At 67.9% G+C, this 17207-nt stretch carries 16 protein-coding genes and 1 pseudogene; 9 read left to right on the top strand and 8 right to left on the bottom strand.

Features of this window, described 5'->3' with window-relative positions:
• Window positions 1-4: 4 nt before the first annotated feature.
• The 8 genes from AC07WS_RS19495 to AC07WS_RS19460 form a co-directional block, all read right to left on the bottom strand.
• Window positions 5-436 carry an agglutinin biogenesis protein MshP gene (locus AC07WS_RS19495; protein ID WP_494730681.1) on the bottom strand — a complete coding sequence of 144 codons (432 nt, stop codon included), beginning with the start codon at window positions 434-436 and terminating at the stop codon, window positions 5-7.
• On the bottom strand, window positions 433-1266 hold the full coding sequence (locus tag AC07WS_RS19490; protein ID WP_494730680.1) for a PulJ/GspJ family protein: 834 nt from the start codon (window positions 1264-1266) through the stop codon (window positions 433-435). The genes AC07WS_RS19495 and AC07WS_RS19490 overlap by 4 nt, the downstream gene beginning before the upstream one ends.
• Window positions 1263-1808 carry a hypothetical protein gene (locus AC07WS_RS19485; RefSeq protein WP_494730679.1) on the bottom strand — a complete coding sequence of 182 codons (546 nt, stop codon included), beginning with the start codon at window positions 1806-1808 and terminating at the stop codon, window positions 1263-1265. The genes AC07WS_RS19490 and AC07WS_RS19485 overlap by 4 nt, the downstream gene beginning before the upstream one ends.
• Window positions 1798-2340 carry a prepilin-type N-terminal cleavage/methylation domain-containing protein gene (locus tag AC07WS_RS19480; RefSeq protein WP_494730956.1) on the bottom strand — a complete coding sequence of 181 codons (543 nt, stop codon included), beginning with the start codon at window positions 2338-2340 and terminating at the stop codon, window positions 1798-1800. The genes AC07WS_RS19485 and AC07WS_RS19480 overlap by 11 nt, the downstream gene beginning before the upstream one ends.
• Window positions 2341-2373: 33 nt before the next feature.
• Complete coding sequence (locus tag AC07WS_RS19475; RefSeq protein ID WP_494730678.1) at window positions 2374-2835, bottom strand: type II secretion system protein; 462 nt, start codon at window positions 2833-2835, stop codon at window positions 2374-2376.
• Between the two features lie 70 nt (window positions 2836-2905).
• Window positions 2906-3442 (bottom strand): type II secretion system protein, encoded by a 537-nt coding sequence (locus AC07WS_RS19470; protein ID WP_494730677.1) that lies wholly within the window; start codon window positions 3440-3442, stop codon window positions 2906-2908.
• On the bottom strand, window positions 3442-4677 hold the full coding sequence (locus tag AC07WS_RS19465) for a type II secretion system F family protein (protein ID WP_494730676.1): 1236 nt from the start codon (window positions 4675-4677) through the stop codon (window positions 3442-3444). Before AC07WS_RS19465 ends, AC07WS_RS19470 begins: the two co-directional genes overlap by 1 nt.
• Before the next feature lies 1 nt (window position 4678).
• Complete coding sequence (locus AC07WS_RS19460) at window positions 4679-6385, bottom strand: GspE/PulE family protein (protein WP_494730675.1); 1707 nt, start codon at window positions 6383-6385, stop codon at window positions 4679-4681.
• Window positions 6386-6549: 164 nt separating this feature from the next.
• Here AC07WS_RS19460 and AC07WS_RS19455 point away from each other — a divergent pair, with 164 nt between their 5' ends.
• The 9 genes and pseudogenes from AC07WS_RS19455 to AC07WS_RS19415 all read left to right on the top strand — a co-directional run.
• A complete protein-coding gene (locus AC07WS_RS19455; protein ID WP_494730674.1) occupies window positions 6550-7266 on the top strand; it encodes an ABC transporter ATP-binding protein in 717 nt (238 codons plus the stop codon).
• Complete coding sequence (locus tag AC07WS_RS19450) at window positions 7263-8186, top strand: ExeA family protein (protein ID WP_494730955.1); 924 nt, start codon at window positions 7263-7265, stop codon at window positions 8184-8186. The genes AC07WS_RS19455 and AC07WS_RS19450 overlap by 4 nt, the downstream gene beginning before the upstream one ends.
• Before the next feature lie 63 nt (window positions 8187-8249).
• Window positions 8250-10097: a pilus (MSHA type) biogenesis protein MshL gene (mshL, locus tag AC07WS_RS19445; RefSeq protein ID WP_494730673.1), complete on the top strand. Its 1848-nt coding sequence runs from the start codon at window positions 8250-8252 to the stop codon at window positions 10095-10097.
• An 8-nt stretch (window positions 10098-10105) separates the two neighbouring features.
• Window positions 10106-11638 carry a tetratricopeptide repeat protein gene (locus AC07WS_RS19440; protein ID WP_494730672.1) on the top strand — a complete coding sequence of 511 codons (1533 nt, stop codon included), beginning with the start codon at window positions 10106-10108 and terminating at the stop codon, window positions 11636-11638.
• Window positions 11639-11645: 7 nt separating this feature from the next.
• On the top strand, window positions 11646-13355 hold the full coding sequence (locus AC07WS_RS19435) for a GspE/PulE family protein (protein ID WP_494730671.1): 1710 nt from the start codon (window positions 11646-11648) through the stop codon (window positions 13353-13355).
• Window positions 13355-14560, top strand: a complete 1206-nt coding sequence (locus AC07WS_RS19430) for a type II secretion system F family protein (RefSeq protein ID WP_494730670.1) — start codon at window positions 13355-13357, stop codon at window positions 14558-14560. Before AC07WS_RS19435 ends, AC07WS_RS19430 begins: the two co-directional genes overlap by 1 nt.
• Window positions 14561-14567: 7 nt before the next feature.
• The gene (locus AC07WS_RS19425; protein ID WP_494730669.1) at window positions 14568-16139 is read left to right on the top strand and encodes a hypothetical protein; all 1572 of its coding nucleotides are present in this window, start codon (window positions 14568-14570) and stop codon (window positions 16137-16139) included.
• Entirely contained in the window at window positions 16136-16816 is a 681-nt protein-coding gene (locus AC07WS_RS19420) for a hypothetical protein (protein ID WP_494730668.1), read from the top strand. The genes AC07WS_RS19425 and AC07WS_RS19420 overlap by 4 nt, the downstream gene beginning before the upstream one ends.
• Window positions 16813-17207, top strand: a pseudogene (locus tag AC07WS_RS19415) (hypothetical protein); the annotation flags it as partial. The gene AC07WS_RS19420 and the pseudogene AC07WS_RS19415, both read left to right, overlap by 4 nt.

The raw sequence follows: 17207 nt of genomic DNA, 5'->3' as shown, positions 1-17207 counted from the left end.
CTCCTCAGAAGAACTGCGCCGTGACCGTGCGCTGGACATAGTCGGCGCTGGTGGTGGCGGCATTCGGACACGCGCCGCCGGCCGGCTGGTTGCAGGCGGTGGCGGTGACGGTGATCCGGTTCATGTTGGCGCCCATGCCGGGCGTGGGGTTGACGGCGCACAGCACGGTGACGGTGAAGGTCGACAAGGTCCCGCCCAGCGCGAAGCTGCGGCTGGGCGCGCAGCTGCCGTTGATCTGCTGCTGGTACAGGCCGTATTCGACGCCGGCGCGGGCCGCCTCGTAAGCGCGCGCGCCCAGCAAGTCCAATGCCGAGCTGGTCTGCTGCGAGGCGGTCAGGTTCATCATGGCCACGCCCAGCGCCGACAGCACCACCACCAGGAACAGCGCGGTGACGATGGAGAAGCCGGCGGCGAGGCGGTGGCGGAACGGTCTCATGGCGTGTTATCCAGGTGAACCTGGCGCACCAGGCTGATGCTCTCGCCATTGTTGCGCGCCAGCGTCAAGGACACGGACACCAGTGCCGCGTTGGTATTGGCCAGCACCGTGTAATCGAAGCCGCAGTCCGCGACCAGGTTGGCCAGCCGCGCCGCCGCGCCATACGGCGGCGCGCCCAGGCCGTTCAGGCCGATGATCTGGTTGCTGAAGTTGCGCGTCAGCGTGCCGCCGGCGGCGGACGGCGCGCACACATAGGTCACTGTGCCGGTCACCACCTGGAAGCGGTTGGTCGGCGACTGCATCGACGGCGACTGCGTGGCGAACGGATTGTTGGCCAGCGTGATGCGGCTGCCGTTGACCGCCGCCACGCGCGCGATGTTGCCGAAGGTGCGGGCGTCGGCCGGCGCGCTGCCGATGTTGAACACGGCGATCCAGTCGGACGGCACGATCTGCATGCGTCCCGTGGGCGCGGCGCCGGCCAGGTCGAACGACAGATTGGCCGCCGGGCTGAAATCGAGCGGCAGCAGCGAGGCCGGCGGCGAATCGCCGATGTCGATGTAGCGGCCACCGGTCTTGGTCAGCAGGAACTGCAGGGTGCGGCGGTCGGCGGAGATCAGCACGCTGTTGGGCAGGGCCAGCCGCAGCTCGCGCGTCATGCGGCGCAGGGCCAGGTCGGCGACGTCGGTCATGTCGACGCGCGCGGCCGTGTCGACGTAGTTCTGCACCGGGGTCTTGAGGAACACCGCCACCATGCCGGCCAGGATGCCGGTGACCACCATGACGATGATCACCTCCACCAGCGTGAAGCCGCGTGCGCGCTGCCGGCTCATAGCGACCTCGGCGCGTAGCGGGTGCGGTAGCCGTCCAGCACCACGGGGTCGCCGCCGGTGTAGGTGACGGTGACCGTGATGTGCAGCACGGCGTCCGGCGGGACCGTGGCGCCGGCCGGCCCGAACGCCGCATCCGCGACCACCGCCACGGTGGCTGAATAACCGCCCGGGAAGTTGTTGCCCGCCGCGTCGGTGTTGTAGACGCCCACGTAATCGTTGACGTTGTCGTAAGGACGGGTATCGGTCGGTTCCCTGCCCGGGCCTTCCGGAATCGTACAATCACCCGGCCCCTGTATGTCTGGCTGCTCGGCCTTCGGATCGCTGCCGTCGCAAAACGTGTAGCGTGCCAGCCGGACTTCCTCCATCATGCCCTCGGCGACGGCCAGCGCCTGCTTGCGCCGCATCGGATCGGGACTGGAGCGCGCGCCCATGCCCAGCACCTGCAGAATGCTGACCACGGCGATGCCGACGATGACGATGAACATGATCAGCTCAACCAGGCTCAGGCCCGATTGTGCGCGCGCGGTCGGCTTAAAAGACATAGCCGGTTACCGGAGTCACGGTGACGTTGTGGGCACCGTCGCCGCCGGTGACGGCCAGCGTCAGCGGGGCGAAAGTCGAGTTCAGCCCGCCCAGCGGATCGCTTGCCGCGAAAGGCTGGCCGGTGGGATCGAAATAGAAAGTGGCGGCGGGAATAGCCAGGCCGTTGGGGACGCCTTCGCAAGCCCAGGCTGTGGAACCGCAGCTGGCGAGCGTGACGCTGTTGCCGCTGTTGGAGCCGCCCGCCGGCGCCACGTGCGCGTTGCACGCGGCGTCGTAGCACAGTGCCGTGCTGCTGCCGTTCAGCCGCACAAAGACGTTGCGGCCCTGGGCGATGGCGATCTTCTGGCCGTAGCGCAGCAAGGCTCGCATCTGGTCGGTGTAGGCGACCGCGTCAAAGCCCTGGCGCTGGAAGAAGCGCGGAGCGACGATGCCGGCCAACACACCGACCACCACCAGCACAGTGACAAGTTCAACCAGCGTGAAGCCGCCCGGCCTCGTGGGCCGGGTGTGGCGCGGCAGCGCCAGCCCCATCACGCCCCTCTCCGGCCAGCCATTTCTGATGGATCAGCAGTTGGCGTTGGTGGCTGCGACGGTCACGGTGCCGGATGCCGGCACATAGGTGATCGTGCAAGCGGTGCGGGTGGTATCCGGGCGTAACACGCCGTCCGTGCCAAAGGTCGAGTGGTCGTAGTCGGCCAAGCCCGAAACACCACCGACGGCGGCCAGCATGCCGGCGAAAGTCGGATAGCCAGTACCGTTGACGACCACGTCGGTATCATAGGTGGCGCCGGCGGCAGGCGAGCCGTCTGCCAGCCAGCGTCCGTGGTACATATTGGATGCGCTAATGACGGCCGCCTTCGCCGCCTGCATCTTGGCCAGGCGCGCATCAGCCCCCAGGTTGGCAAACTTGGGCAGCGCGGTCGCGGCCAGGATGCCCAGAATAACGATCACAACAATCAACTCGATCAGCGTGAAACCACCTTGTTGTGGCCGACTACGGAAAACGCGCGCTTGTGGGGTATGCATATAAAAATCTCCAGACCTGGCTACGAAAAGTTCATCAACGCCTTTCTGCGGCAAGTTGCGGCAGCGGCAATTATTCGGGGACTTCGATTAGCGCGACACCAGGACTTTTTCCCGGCTGGCGCTCTGCGTTGGCGTTTTTTGAGGGCAAGCGCAGTAATTCTACCTTGAAACAAATGTTCCCTGAGGCACCATTTAACAAATTTCCTTGCCCGCCCTTCACGAATATCAGTTTTTGTTGAGCTAAATCAAAATACCAATTGCCGGCTTTAACCTTTTTCGCCGCGTCCGGCGTCAACTCGCCGGCGTAGTTGCCCGGTGCCCGCTCCAGCCAGGCCACCGGATTGGCGCCGGCCAAGGCCTCGATCTCCTTCTCCCTGCCCTGCACCTGCAAGGCCATCACCTTGCCCGACAAAGCGCTGCGCATATTGATCAGCAACGCCTGCACCCCAGCCTCGTCGCCGGCGCGGCGGTAATACGCCACCCGTTCCAGCGCCACCATCATCAGCACGCCGAAGATGCAAGCCACCACGGCGAACTCAAACAGCGTGAAGCCCCGCTCCCCCCATCGTTGTGGGCGCACAACACCGCCCAAGCGCACGCGCCCCATCAGTGCGGCAACGCCACTTTGCCCAGATCCCATATCGGCACAAAGATGCCCAGCGCCAGCACCAGCACCAGCACGCCGAGGAAGGTGATCAGGATGGGTTCGATTTGCGCGGCCAGGGTCTTCAGCTCATAGTCCACCTCGCGCTCGTACATCTGGGCGATCTCGTCCATAAGCTCGTCCAGCGAGCCGGACTCCTCGCCCACGGCGATCATCTGCAGCACCACCGGCGTGAACACATTGGCCGCCACCGAGGTGCGCAGGATGCTGTCGCCGCGCTCCACGCCGTCGCGCATCTGCTCGACGCGCGCGCACAGGTAGGCGTTGTCGACCGTCTGCGACACCACCGTCAGCGCCTGCACGATGGGCACGCCGCTGCGGCTGGCCAGCGAGTAGCTGCGGGCAAAGCGCGCCATCGTGGCCTTGTGGACAATCTTGCCGGCGATGGGAAACTTGAGCTTGTAGCGGTCCCACTGCAGCCGGCCGGCGCTGGTGCCGGCCCAGTAGCGGAAGCCGAACACCGCCCCGGCCGCCACCACCAAGAGCTGCGGCCAGTACGTCACGGTGAAGTGCGAGGTGCCGATCAGCAGGCGCGTCATCAGCGGCAGCTGCGCATGGAAGCTCTCGAACACCTTGACGAACTGCGGGATCACGAACACGTTGACGATCACCATCGCGATGATCATGGCGACGATGACGAAGATCGGATAGCGCACCGCGCTCTTGACGCGGGCGCGCATCTCGCGGTCGAACTCCAGGTGGTCGAACAGGCGCAGGAACACCTCCTCCAGCCGCCCGGTCATCTCGCCCACGCGCACCATGGACAGATAAAAATCGTTGAAGACGGCGGGATGGCGCCGCATCGCGGCCGACAGCTCGCGGCCGGCGTCGAGCGACTCGCGCAAGTCCTTGATCACCTTGCCGAACGATTTGCTGATCGCCGATTCCTGCAGCCCCGCCAGCCCGCGCATGATGGGCACGCCGGACTTGAGCAGCGTGTACATCTGGCGGCTGAACAATTGCACATCCATCGACGTCACCTTCTTCTCGAACAGCGTGCTCCACCAGGCCTCGCCGCCGGCGCTGCCGCTGGCAGCCTTGCGGGTCAGCGCGATCTCGACCGGGATGGCGCCGGCGCTGCTCAGATGGTCGGCCACGGCGCCGCTGTCGGCCGCCTCCAGCACGCCCTGCATCAGCTCTCCGCGCGCGCTGCGCGCCTTGTAGGCATAGAACGGCACGTCAATCCTCGATCTGGTTACTGATGCGCATCGCCTCGGCCACCGTGGTGCGTCCCTGGATCACCAACGCCACCGCGTGGCGGCGCAGCGTCTCGCCAGCCATCTGGCTGGCCGCCGTGCGCAGGAAGTGGGACGGATCGGGATCGTTGGCGGCATCGACCACGTCGCGCGTCATCTCCAGCAACTCGTACACGCCGGTACGGCCGCGATAACCCATGCCATTACAATGCGAACACCCCTTGCCGTGGAAGTAGCGCGCCATGTCCACCTTGTCGTGCAACTCCATGCGCAGCCACTCGTGTTCGGTCGGCGTCAGCTCGTACGGCGCGGTGCAGCTTTCGCAGATCACCCGCACCAGACGCTGCGCCAGCACGGCCTGCAGCGAACTGCCGACCATGTAGCGCGGCACGCCCATGTCCATCAGGCGCAGCGGCGTGCTTGCCGCGTCGTTGGTGTGCAGCGTCGATAGTACCAAGTGGCCGGTCATGGCGGCGCGCAAACCGATCTGCGCCGTTTCCTGGTCGCGCATCTCGCCCACCAGCACGATGTCCGGGTCTTGCCGCAGCGCCGAACGCAGCACGCGCGCGAAGCTCAGCTCGATCTTGTCGTTGACCTGCACCTGGTTGATGCCGGGCAGCCGGTATTCGACCGGGTCCTCCACCGTGATCAGCTTTTTCTCCACCGAATTGAGCTCGGCCAGCGCGCAATACAGCGTGGTGGTCTTGCCGCTGCCGGTCGGCCCGGTCACCAGCACCAGGCCGTTGGGGCGCTGGACAATGGCGCGGAACTTCTCCAGCATCGCCTTCGGCATGCCGATCGCGTCCAGGCGCAGCTGGGTGTTGCTCTGGCTGAGCAGGCGCATCACCACCGATTCGCCGTACTGGGTCGGCATGGTCGAGATCCGCACGTCGATGCGCTGGTTCTTCACGCGCACGGCGAAGCGGCCGTCCTGCGGCAGGCGCTTTTCCGAGATGTCGAGGTCGGACATCAGCTTCAGGCGCAGCGCCAGCGACGGCGCGATCTTGATGTCGGCCTCGGTCTGCAGGTGCAGCACGCCGTCGATGCGGAAGCGGATCTGCAGCCGGCCTTCCTGCGGCTCGATGTGGATGTCCGAGGCGCGCACCTGGCTGGCGTCGTCGAACACCGACTGCAGCAGCTTGACGATGGGCGCCTCTTCCAGATTGGCGTTGGCGGCCGCCAGCGCGCCGAAGTCGACCGAGACGTCGCCCAGGTCCTGCTCCAGCTCGCGCGCCAGGTCGGAGATGTCCTCGGTGCGTCGGTAGATGCGGTCGATGGTGCCCAGCACCTCGGTCTCGTTGACCACGGCCAGTTCGATCGGCTGCTTGACGATGCGCGCGATCTCGTCGTAGGCAAACAGGTCGGTCGGATCGGACATGCCCACCAGCAGCGAACCGCGCCGGTCCTCCAGCACCAATGCGCGGAAGCGGCGGGCCTGGGTCTCCGGCAGCAGCCGCACGATCTCGGGATTGACGTTGAAAAACTTCAGGTTCAGATAAGGAATGTTCAACTGCCGCGCCAGCGCGCCGGCGATCTGTTCCTCGGTAACATAGCCATTTTCGATGAACACGCGGCCCAGCTTGCGCCCGCTGCGCTTTTGTTCGGCCAGCGCCAGGCCCAGTTGCTCCTCCGTCAGCAGCTTCTGCTGCACCAGTATTTCCCCTAGCCGCACTTTCTCTGGCCTTGCCATACCCGCTCCCCGGTCTCTGCCGTCAGTCAACTTGCGGCCATTCTAGTGCAGAATCCGGCCCCGCAACACCCGCACATGCGGCGGGCGCGACTGGGTGTCGCTTTCTTCGCACGAATGCGCTACAGTGTCGTTCGTTTTCCAGCCCCACAGAGCCGCCACCTTCCATGACCGCACCTGCCCTGCGCTTCCAGCAAGTCGTCAAACGCTACGGCCAGTCCAGCGTGTTGCAGGGCGTGGACCTGGAGCTGCAGGCGGGCGAGTGCTTCGGCCTGGTCGGCGTCAACGGCGCCGGCAAGACCAGCCTGATCAAGTGCCTGCTGGACTTCTGCGCCCTCGACGGCGGCAGCATCGACATCTACGGCCAGCCGCACAGCCGGCCGGCCAGCCGCGCGCCGCTGGGCTACCTGCCGGAACGCTTCACCCCGCCCTACTACCTGACCGGCGCCGATTTCATCCGCTATCTGCTGACGCTGCAAGGCCTGGCCTACGACCCGGACGCGGTCGGCGCCATGCTGGCGTCGCTGGACCTGGACCCGGCCGCGCTCCAGCGCACGGTGCGCGGCTATTCGAAAGGCATGACGCAGAAGCTGGGGCTGGCCGCCTGCCTGCTGGCGCGCAAGCCGCTGTATGTCCTGGACGAGCCGATGAGCGGCCTCGACCCGAAAGCGCGCGCGCTGCTCAAACAGCAGTTGCGCCAGCTGCACCAGGCCGGCAGCACCGTGTTCTTGACCTCGCACATGCTGGCCGACGTCGACGAGCTGTGCGACCGCATGGCCATCCTGCACGAGGGCAGCGTGCGTTTCGCCGGCTCGCCGGCCGAGTGCCGCAGCCGCTACGGCGCGGCCAATCTGGAGCAAGCCTTCCTGGCTTGCATCGCGTGAGCATGTACCAGTCGCACTTCGGCCTGCGCGAGACGCCGTTCGGCATCACGCCCAATCCGGCCTTTTTCTACGCCGGCAATACCCGCGGCGAAATCCTGCAAGCCTTGCTGTATGCGGTCTGCCACGGCGAAGGCATCGTCAAGGTGACCGGCGAGGTGGGCGCCGGCAAGACCATGTTGTGCCGCATGCTGGAGAGCCAGCTGCCGCCGCACGTGGACGTGATCTACCTGGTCAACCCCAACCTCGGCCCGACGGAGGTGCAGTACGCCATCGCCGCCGAACTGGGCATAGCCGGCCACGGCCTGCGCGTGGACGAGGTCCAGCGCCGCCTGCAGGCCGACCTGATCGCCCGCCACGGCCAGGGCCGCCAGGTGGTGCTGCTGGTCGAGGAGGCCCAGGCCATGCCGCTCGACACGCTGGAGGCGATCCGCCTGCTGACCAACCTGGAGACGGCGCGCAGCAAGCTGCTGCAGATCGTGCTGTTCGGCCAGCCCGAGCTCGACGAGCACCTCGACCTGGCCAGCATGCGCCAGCTGAAGGAGCGCATCACGCACAGCTTCACGGTGCCGGCGCTGGCGCCGTCGCTGATCGGCGAGTTCCTCGAATTCCGCCTGCGCGCGGCCGGCCACGACGGCCCGGCCATCTTCAGCCCGGCCGCAGCCCGGCTGATCGCCGAGCGTTCCGAGGGCATCGTCCGCCGCATCAACATCCTGGCCGACAAGGCCCTGCTGGCCGCCTTCGCGGCCGACGCCACCACCGTCAGCGCCCGCCACGCGCGCCAGGCGATCCGCGAATCGGCCTTCCGCCGGCGCGGCTGGCGCCAGATTTTCCCTTTGCGCGCTGTTGCTGTCGGGGCCTGCGCGGTCCTGCTTATTTGGGCTATTTACGGGGCGATCCTTGCGGTGGCACCGAATTTGTAAGATCATGGTGTCTATATTGCAAATGCACAACATCGTGCATTCCCCCTGGGCCGGAAACAAACAATGAAAAAACTCGCCTCCCCCATCGTCCCTATGGTGTGCAGCGTGTTGCTGAGCGCCTGCGCGACCCATCCCCTGCCCAATTCGCCGACCCACATCATGGAAGCGCCGCGTCCCACCGGCTCCATCCCGGAACCGGTGCAGCAGAGCGCCGCGCTGCCGCCGCCGGCCGCCGCGCCGAAAGTGGAAACCTACAGCGTCACCGTGCACAAGGTGCCGGTGCAGTCGCTGCTGTTCGCGCTGGCGCGCGACGCCGGCCTGAACGTGGACGTCCATCCGGGCATCGAGGGCACGGTCACGCTGAACGCGCTGGACCAGACGCTGCCGCAACTGCTCAACCGCATCCAGCGCCAGGTCGACATGCGTTATGAAATCAACGGCGGCACGCTGACGGTGCTGCCGGACACGCCGGAATGGCGCAACTACAAGGTCGACTACGTCAACATCGCGCGCAGCACCAACAGCAGCGTCAACATCGCCACCCAGATCTCGACCACCGGCGGTGGCGGCGGCAGCGCCTCCAATCCCGTGGTCAGCGCGCCGGCCGCCGGCCAGCCGCAGCAGCCGCAACCGCAGCAGTCGGCGCCGGCCAACAACGGCGCCAACGGCAACGGCAGCAACAACTCGACCACCGTGGTCAACAACCGTTCCGACAACAACTTCTGGTACAGCCTGGAGAAGAACATCCGCGACATGCTGCGCGCCTCCAACCTGGGCGACAACCCGGTCGATCCGCTGGCCTCGGTGAACGGCGGCACGCCGGGCGCGACGGCGCAGAACGCGCAGCCGCAGACGCCGTTCGACGCCGCCGGCTTCGGCGGTGCAAAAGGCAGCGGCAGCGCGCAGCGCGGCACCTCGGTCATCGTCAACGCCGAGGGCGGCCTGATCGCCGTGCGCGCGACCGGCCGCCAGCATGAAAAAATCCGCGAATTCCTCGACATCGTGCTGGGCGCGGCCAAGCGCCAGGTGCTGATCGAGGCGACCATCATCGAAGTGCGCCTGGGCGACCAGTACCAGCAGGGCATCAACTGGCAATCGCTGGCGCGGGGCGGCCTCAAGCTGAACCAGGGCGCGCTCGGCTCGGCCACGCTGCCCACCGCCACCAATCCCGGCGTGTTCGTGCTGAACTACACCAACCCGACCAGCCGCCTGGGCAATATCGCCGCCACCATCGAGCTGCTGGAATCGTTCGGCAAGGTCAAGGTGCTGTCCAGCCCCAAGATCAGCGTGCTCAACAACCAGACCGCGCTGCTCAAGGTGGTCGACAACAACGTCTTCTTCTCGATCAAGGTCACGCCGGCGGTGCTGGGCTCGACCGGCACGCCGATTTCGCAAGCCACCTATGAATCGCACCTGGAGACGGTGCCGGTGGGCTTCGTGATGAGCGTGACGCCGCAGATTTCCGAGTCCGACGAGGTCACGCTCAACGTGCGGCCGACCATCACCCGCATCGTCGGCTACGTCAACGATCCCAACCCGGACCTGGCCAAGGCCAACGTGGTCAGCAAGGTGCCGGTGATCCAGGCGCGCGAGCTGGAGTCGCTGATGAAAGTGTCCAGCGGCCAGATCGCCGTCATGGGCGGGCTGATGCAGGACTCGATCGACAACGCCAAGGACGGCATCCCCGGCCTGAGCAGCGTGCCGCTGATCGGCAACCTGTTCGCCCACCGCAACGAGAACACCACCAAGACCGAGCTGGTGATCTTCATGCGGCCGGTGGTGGTCAAGGACGCCAGCGTCAACGGCGATTACAAGGACTATCGTTATCTGCTGCCGGGCGAAAAACCCGACAGCACTCCCTATGGCGAGGCCACGCCGGCCCCAGCCCCAGCCAAGGCGAACGGATCATGAGTCTTCTGATGCAAGCGCTTAAAAAGGCCGAGCGCGCCAAGCAAAGTTCGGCCGACGACGACGCCACCGACAAGCCGTCGCAGGCGTTCGACGACATCCTGGCGTTGACGCCGGAACCGGCCCCGCCGGCCAAGCCCGGCCTGAGCCAGGACCTGGAGCCGATGTCCGGCCTCAGCCTGGAGCCGATCACGGCCGCGCCGCAGGCCAGCCTGACGCCGCAACCGTCGCCCGATCCGCTGCCGCCGCGCAGCGACCACCAGAGCGCCGGCCTGACGCTGGACCTGAAGCCCGATCCCTCGGCGCCGCCCGCCCCCGCGCAAGCCGCAGCCGCGCCCGCGCCAGCCTACGTTCCGCCGCCGGCCGCCAGCGCCGCGCCGGCAGCCGCCCCGGCCGCCACCCCATCCGCCGCGTCGGCCGCCAAGCCCGCCTCCGCAGCGGGCGGCGGCCAGCGCGCCGAGCCGTCCGCCAAACCCGACACGCTGCGCGGCGCCGCCCGCGCGCGCGCCGCGGCGGCCGCCACCGCGCCGTCCGAATCGGCCGGCCTGGACCGCGAGCGCCTGCGCCTGATCGGCTGGATCGCCTTGCTGGTGCTGGTAGTGGCCGGCATGGGCTATTACTACTGGCAGGCGGTCGTCGCGCCGGGCGCCGGCTCGCGCCTGCCGCCGGTGCCGATGCCGCCGCTGGGCGCCACCGGCGCCACGCCGGTCAAGGTGGCGGTGGCGCCCGGCGCCGCCGACCCGCTGCTGACCGACGCCGCGCCCATCGCGCCGCCCGCCCCGGCCCGCGCCGGCACCGAGGAACTGGAACGCCGCCTGAGCGCCACCGAACAGGCGCTGGCCGCCTCGCAGCAAATGATGCAGGCGCAGCTGGCGCAGCTGAGCGCGCCGCGTCCCGACCAGCTGCCGCCGATCGCCGCGCCGGAGAACACCGACATCCGCGTGGCCCGCGCCAGCCAGCAGCAAGTGGTGGCGCCAGCGCTGGAGAACGGCTACCAGGCCCTCAACAGCGGCGACCTGGCGCAGGCCCAGCAGCAATACGAGGCCGCGCTGCGCGACAACCCGACCAGCCGCGACGCCCTGCTCGGCCTGGCCACCGTGGCCGCGCGCAAGGGCCAGGGCGAACAGGCGGCCGGCTACTACCTGCGCCTGCTCGAACTCGATCCGAACGACGCCACCGCCGTGGCCGGCCTGGTCGGCGTGCGCCAGGGCGACACCGCCCAGAGCGAGGCGCGGCTGCGCGCCATCCTCGGCACCAATCCGGACGCCGGCCCGGTGCTGTTCGCGCTCGGCAACCTGCAATCGCAGCAGGGCCGCTGGTCGGAGGCGCAGCAAGCCTACTTCCGCGCCTACACCGCCACGCCGGACAACGCCGACTACGCCTACAACCTGGCCATCGGCCTGGACCGCCTGAACCAGGGCAAGCTGGCCCTGAAGTACTACCAGCGCGCGCTGGCGCTGGCGCAGGACCACGCCGCCGCGTTCGACCGCAACGCGCTGCGCACCCGCATGCATGAACTGAGCGCGCCCGCGCGTCAACCGTAAGAGATCCATGGCAGAACAAGTCAAACTCCCGCTCGGCAAGCTGCTGATCCAGAAAGGCGTGATCAGCGAAGACCAGCTGCGCATCGCGCTGATCGAGCAAAAACGCAGCAGCGAGCCGCTGGGAAAACTGTTGATCACGCTGGGCTTCGTGACCGAGGCCACGGTGCGCATGGCGCTGTCGGAAAACCTCAACCAGCAGAGCGCCGACCTGACCAGCCTGGTGGTGGACGCGATCGCGCTCAAGCTCATCCCCAAGGACGTGGCCAAGCGCTACAACGTGTTCCCCATCGTCTACGAGCGCGCCACGGACAACCTGATCCTGGCCATGTCCGACACCAGCAACATCGTCGCGCTGGACCAGATCAGCGCCATGCTGGTCAAGGGCATCACCATCAGCCCGCTGCTGGTGAACGATTCCGACATCCAGCGCGCCATCGACCAGTACTACGGCTTCGAGCTGTCCATCGACGGCATCCTGCACGAGATCGAAACGGGCGAGGTCAACTACGCCAGCCTGGGCAGCACCTCGGACGAGTACAGCCAGCCGGTGGTGCGCCTGATCGACGCCATCCTGGCCGACGCCGTGCAGAACAGCGCCTCCGACCTGCACTTCGAGCCGGAGCAATCGTTCCTGCGCATCCGCTACCGCATCGACGGCATCCTGCGCCAGATCCGCAGCCTGCACAAATCGTACTGGCCGGCGATGGCGGTGCGCCTGAAGGTGATGAGCGGCATGAACATCGCCGAGACCCGCGCGCCGCAGGACGGCCGCATCTCGATCAAATTCTCCGGCCGCCAGATCGACTTCCGCGCCTCGGCGCAGGCCACCACCCACGGCGAGAACTTCGTGCTGCGCGTGCTGGACCGCCAGAAGGGCATCGTGCCGCTGGACGGCCTGGGCCTGGAGGAAAACGAGCTCAACCTGCTCAAGCTGATGATCGCCCGTCCCGACGGCGTGATCCTGGTGACCGGCCCGACCGGCTCCGGCAAGACCACCACCTTGTATTCCATCCTCAACCACATCAACACCGAGAGCGTCAACATCATGACGCTGGAGGACCCGGTCGAGTACCCGATGAACATGATACGCCAGACCGCCGTCAACGAGGCCGCCAAGATGGGCTTTGCCGACGGCATCCGCTCGATGATGCGGCAGGACCCGGACATCATCCTGGTCGGCGAGATCCGCGACCGCGAGACCGCCGAGATGGCCTTCGCGGCCGCCATGACCGGCCACCAGGTGTATTCGACGCTGCACACCAACTCGGCGATCGGCTCGATCTCGCGCCTGCTCGACATCGGCGTGGTGGCCGACATCATGGCCGGCAACATCATCGGCATCATCGCCCAGCGCCTGGTGCGCCGGCTGTGCCCGCACTGCCGCGAGGCCTATCCGGCCGAGGAGCTGGAACGCCGCCTGCTCGGCCTGCCCCAGGACGAGGACGCCGCGCCGTTCACGCTGTACCGCGCGGTCGGCTGCGAGCGTTGCGGCCACCAGGGCTACAAGGGCCGGCTGGCGATCATGGAGCTGCTGAAGATGACGCCCCAGCTCGACGAGATGGTGGCGCGGCGCGCCTCCTCGCGCGAACTGAAAAACGCCACCGCCGCGGCCGGCGTGCGCTCGCTGGTGGACGACGGCCTGCGCCGCGTGCGCGAGGGCGTGACCACGCTGGAGGAAGTGTCGCGCGTGGTCGACCTGACGGACAGGCTGAGCTGATGCCCCAATACCTCTACCGCGCCATGGACGCCAGCGGCCAGCTGACGCTGGGGAATATGGACGCCCTCAACGAGCCGGACCTGGAGCTGCGCCTGCACCGCATGGAGCTGGACCTGATCGACTGCCAGGTGTCGCGCCAGAAGCTGGCCTCCATCGGCCGGCGCGACATCACGCGCAAGGACTTGATCAACTTCTGCTTCCAGATGGAGCAGCTGACCGGCGCCGGCGTGCCCATCCTGGACGGCCTGAACGACCTGCGCGACAGCATGGACCATCCGCGCTTCCGCGAGATCATCACCGACCTGATCGAGAACATCGAGGGCGGCCTGCAGCTGTCGGCCGCGCTGGACGCCTACCCGGACGTGTTCGACAAGACCTTCACCAGCCTGATCACGGCCGGCGAGCGCACCGGCAAGATCGCCGAGGTGTTCCTGAACCTGTCGGACAGCCTGAAGTGGCAGGACGAGCTGGCCTCGCAGTCGCGCAAGATCGTCATGAAGCCGCTGTTCGTCGGCGTGGTGATCCTGGGCGTGGTGGCCTTCCTGATGATCTACCTGGTGCCGCAGCTGACCGCCTTCATCAAGAACATGGGCAACGAGCTGCCCTTCCACACCAAGGCGCTGATCTTCGTGTCCGACATCTTCATCAACTACTGGTACGTGCTGCTGGCGCTGCCGGTGGCGCTGTATTTCGGCGGGCGCGCCTGGCTGGCGCGCAGCGAGCAGGCGCGCTACCGCTTCGACGCCTTCAAGCTGCGCATCTGGATGATAGGCCCGGTGCAGCACAAGATCATCCTGGCCCGCTTCGCCACCTTCTTCGCGCTGATGTACGGCGCCGGCATCACCATCCTCGAATGCATCCGGCTGTCCGAGGGCATCGTCGGCAACCGCATGGTGGCGGCCGGGCTGCGCCGCGCGGCCCAGCTTATTTCAGAAGGCCAGAGCGTGACGGCGGCGTTCCAGAACACCGGCATCTTCCCGCCGCTGGTGATCCGCATGCTCAAGGTGGGCGAGGCCACCGGCGCGCTGGACGGCGCGCTGCGCAACGTCAGCTACTTCTACAACCGCGAAGTGAAGGAAATGATCGAGAAGGTGCAGGCGATGATAGAGCCGGCCATGACCGTGGTGCTGGGCCTGCTGCTGGGCTGGATCATGCTGTCCGTGCTGGGGCCGATTTACGACACCATCTCCAAGATCCGACCCTGAGGCCGCCGTGTTGCACAGACATTTACTTTACCTCAGCAGCGAATTCGTGTGGGCCTACCCGTGGCACCAGGGCGTGCTCGGCGAACCGGTGCGCTTCCCCAACGACCGCGCCGGCGTCGACGCCTTCATGGACCACCTGGACGCCCAGCCCTACGGCCCGGTCTACCTGATGGTCGACCTGATCGAGGAGGACTTCCAGCGCATCACGCTGCCGCACGTGACCGGCCGCTCGGGCCGCCGCCTGCTGGCGCGCCGCCTGCTGCAGCAATACCGCGAGACGCCCTACCGCTACGTGCGGGTGCAGGGCCGCGAGCCGGCCGGGCGCCAGGACGACATCGCCCTGCTCAGCGCGCTGACCAATCCGGCGCTGGTGCAGCCCTGGGTGGAGGCGCTGGAACTGCTGCGCGCGCCGCTGGCCGGCCTGTATTCGACCACGCTGATGAGCTCGGCGCTGGTGCGCAAGCTGGGCCTGGCGGACCAGCGCCTGCTGCTGGTCACGCAGCAATCGGCCGGCCTGCGCCAGAGCTATTTCCTGGACGGCCAGCTGAAATTCTCGCGCCTGACCTTGGCCGTGGACCGCGACGGCGCCCCGGTCGACGTCGCCCGCGAGACCGCCAAGACCCAGCAGTTCCTCACCAGCACCCGCCTGATCGGGCGCGGCGAGGTGCTGCACACGGTGATCGTGGCGCCCGAGGACACGCTGGACCGGCTGGAGCCGCAATGCCAGGACGGCACGGAAACGGCCTACCATTTCTACACGATGGACAACGCGGCGCGCCGCGCCGGCCTGGCGCAGGCGCCCGAACTGGCCGACACCCTGCTGCTCACCCTGCTCGGGCAGGAGCGCCCGGCCAGCCAGTACTCGCTGGGCGAGGCGCGCCGCTACTTCCAGCTGTGGCGCGCGCGGCTGGCCCTGTTCGGCGCCAGCGCGGTGCTGGCGGCCGGCACGCTGGTCTGGCTGGGCGTCAACGTGTGGCGCTATGTCGAGGCCAGCTCGGCCACCAGCGCCATGTACGCCGAGGCCAAGCAGTACGACGCGCGCTACAGCGCCGCGCTGTCGACCATGACGCCGGCCATCGACAAGACCGCCAACATGAAGGCCGCCGTCACCGTGGCCCAGTTGCTGGTGCGCCAGGGCCCGCAGCCGCTGCCGCTGATGTCGCAGCTGAGCACGGCGCTTGACAAGGTGCCGCAGATCCGCCTGGTGCAGCTGGACTGGAAGATCACGCCGCCGGCCACGCCGGCCGAGCCGGTCGCCACCGGCTTCATGGCCAGCACCTCGGGCACGGTGATGGAGCCGATCTCGTCGCTGATGCTGGGCTTGCCGGCCAGGGTGCCGCAGGCGCTGCGGCTGGAGGCGGAAATCATGGTGCCGCCGGATAATTACCGCGAAGTGGTCAACAGCATGAACGCCTTCACCCAGGAACTGGCGCGCCAGCCGCGCATGACGGTGGAGATCGTGCAGCAGCCGGTCGACACCCGCTCCAACGTCAAGCTCAGCGGCAAGGCCGGGGCCGGCGCCACCGGCGGCGTCGAGAGCAAGGCCCGATTCATCCTCAACCTCGTGTGGCAGCCATGAACGCCTCCCCCGCCCCCTTCAGCAAGAAGCCGGCGCGCGCCGCCCGGCCGCTGCCGTACTGGCTGCGCGAGTTCGCGCTGATCCGGCTGGCCGTGGTGATGGCCGCCGGCGCCCTGAGCATCGGCGTGGCCACCGTGTTCGCCAGCGGCTGGTACGTCAACCACGCCGAGGAAGAGCGCGCCCAGGCGCAGCAGACGCGCGACGCGGCGCGCCAGCGCTTCGCCCAGGTGGAGACGGAAAAGCGCGAGATCCGCGCCTACCAGCCGCAGTTCGCGCTGCTGCGCAGCCGGGGCCTGATCGGCGACGAGAACCGCCTCGACTGGGTCGAGCAGATCCGCCAGATCCAGGAGCGCCGCAAGCTGCCGCCGCTGAGCTACGAGATCGAGCCGCAGCAGGCCGTCAAGCTGGACGCGCCGCTGCCGCTGGGCGACTACGCGCTGCGCGGCAGCCGCATGAACCTGCGCATGGAGCTGCTGCACGAGGGCGACCTGTTCAACTTCCTCGACGACCTGCGCCAGCGCGGCTATTATGCGGTGCAGGAATGCACGCTCAAGCGCGTGGGCGCCGTGCAGAACCTGCCGAACACGCCCACGGTCGGCGCCGACTGCAAGCTCAACTGGCTGACGCTGGCGCCGGCCGCCGCGCTCAACGCCGCCGCGCGCAAGAAAGGTTCGTGATGACCCTGCCCACCTTCCTCCGCCGCGCCGCGCCGCTGGCCCTGCTGGCCGCGCTGGCCTGGCCGGCCACGGCCCAGCAGGTGTCGCTGGGCCGACTGTTTGCCACGCCGGACGAACGCAACGCGATGGACCGCCAGCGCGAGGCCGGCCCGGCCGCCGCGCCCGCCCTGAACGGCGCCCCGGCCGCGCAGCCGGCCGCGCAGGCCTACCCGCCGCCGGCGCCGGCCGCCATGCCGGCCGCGATGCCGGTGGCCGCGCCGGAGATGGCGCCGCCCACGCCCAGCATGCCCGGCATCTACGGCATCCCCGATCCGAACGCCGTGCCGCCGAGACCGTCCCCGGCCGCGCTCGCCGCCGCAGCAGCCGCCCAGACCGCGCAGCCGGCCCAACC

This window comes from Duganella sp. GW821-FHT01E12 (assembly GCF_059422325.1).
The sequence above is the reverse complement of the archived record's forward strand: the minus strand, read 5'-3'. Positions and strand labels throughout refer to the sequence as shown.

Coding starts and splice junctions, on each gene's coding strand:
- AC07WS_RS19435 (WP_494730671.1), top strand. CDS start 11,646: ATGGCAGAACAAGTCAAACTCCCGCTCGGCAAGCTGCTGATCCAGAAA.
- AC07WS_RS19440 (WP_494730672.1), top strand. CDS start 10,106: ATGCAAGCGCTTAAAAAGGCCGAGCGCGCCAAGCAAAGTTCGGCCGAC.
- AC07WS_RS19455 (WP_494730674.1), top strand. CDS start 6,550: ATGACCGCACCTGCCCTGCGCTTCCAGCAAGTCGTCAAACGCTACGGC.
- AC07WS_RS19460 (WP_494730675.1), bottom strand. CDS start 6,385: ATGGCAAGGCCAGAGAAAGTGCGGCTAGGGGAAATACTGGTGCAGCAG.
- AC07WS_RS19420 (WP_494730668.1), top strand. CDS start 16,136: ATGAACGCCTCCCCCGCCCCCTTCAGCAAGAAGCCGGCGCGCGCCGCC.
- AC07WS_RS19480 (WP_494730956.1), bottom strand. CDS start 2,340: ATGGGGCTGGCGCTGCCGCGCCACACCCGGCCCACGAGGCCGGGCGGC.
- mshL (WP_494730673.1), top strand. CDS start 8,250: ATGAAAAAACTCGCCTCCCCCATCGTCCCTATGGTGTGCAGCGTGTTG.
- AC07WS_RS19490 (WP_494730680.1), bottom strand. CDS start 1,266: ATGAGCCGGCAGCGCGCACGCGGCTTCACGCTGGTGGAGGTGATCATC.
- AC07WS_RS19430 (WP_494730670.1), top strand. CDS start 13,355: ATGCCCCAATACCTCTACCGCGCCATGGACGCCAGCGGCCAGCTGACG.
- AC07WS_RS19495 (WP_494730681.1), bottom strand. CDS start 436: ATGAGACCGTTCCGCCACCGCCTCGCCGCCGGCTTCTCCATCGTCACC.
- AC07WS_RS19485 (WP_494730679.1), bottom strand. CDS start 1,808: ATGTCTTTTAAGCCGACCGCGCGCGCACAATCGGGCCTGAGCCTGGTT.
- AC07WS_RS19475 (WP_494730678.1), bottom strand. CDS start 2,835: ATGCATACCCCACAAGCGCGCGTTTTCCGTAGTCGGCCACAACAAGGT.
- AC07WS_RS19470 (WP_494730677.1), bottom strand. CDS start 3,442: ATGGGGCGCGTGCGCTTGGGCGGTGTTGTGCGCCCACAACGATGGGGG.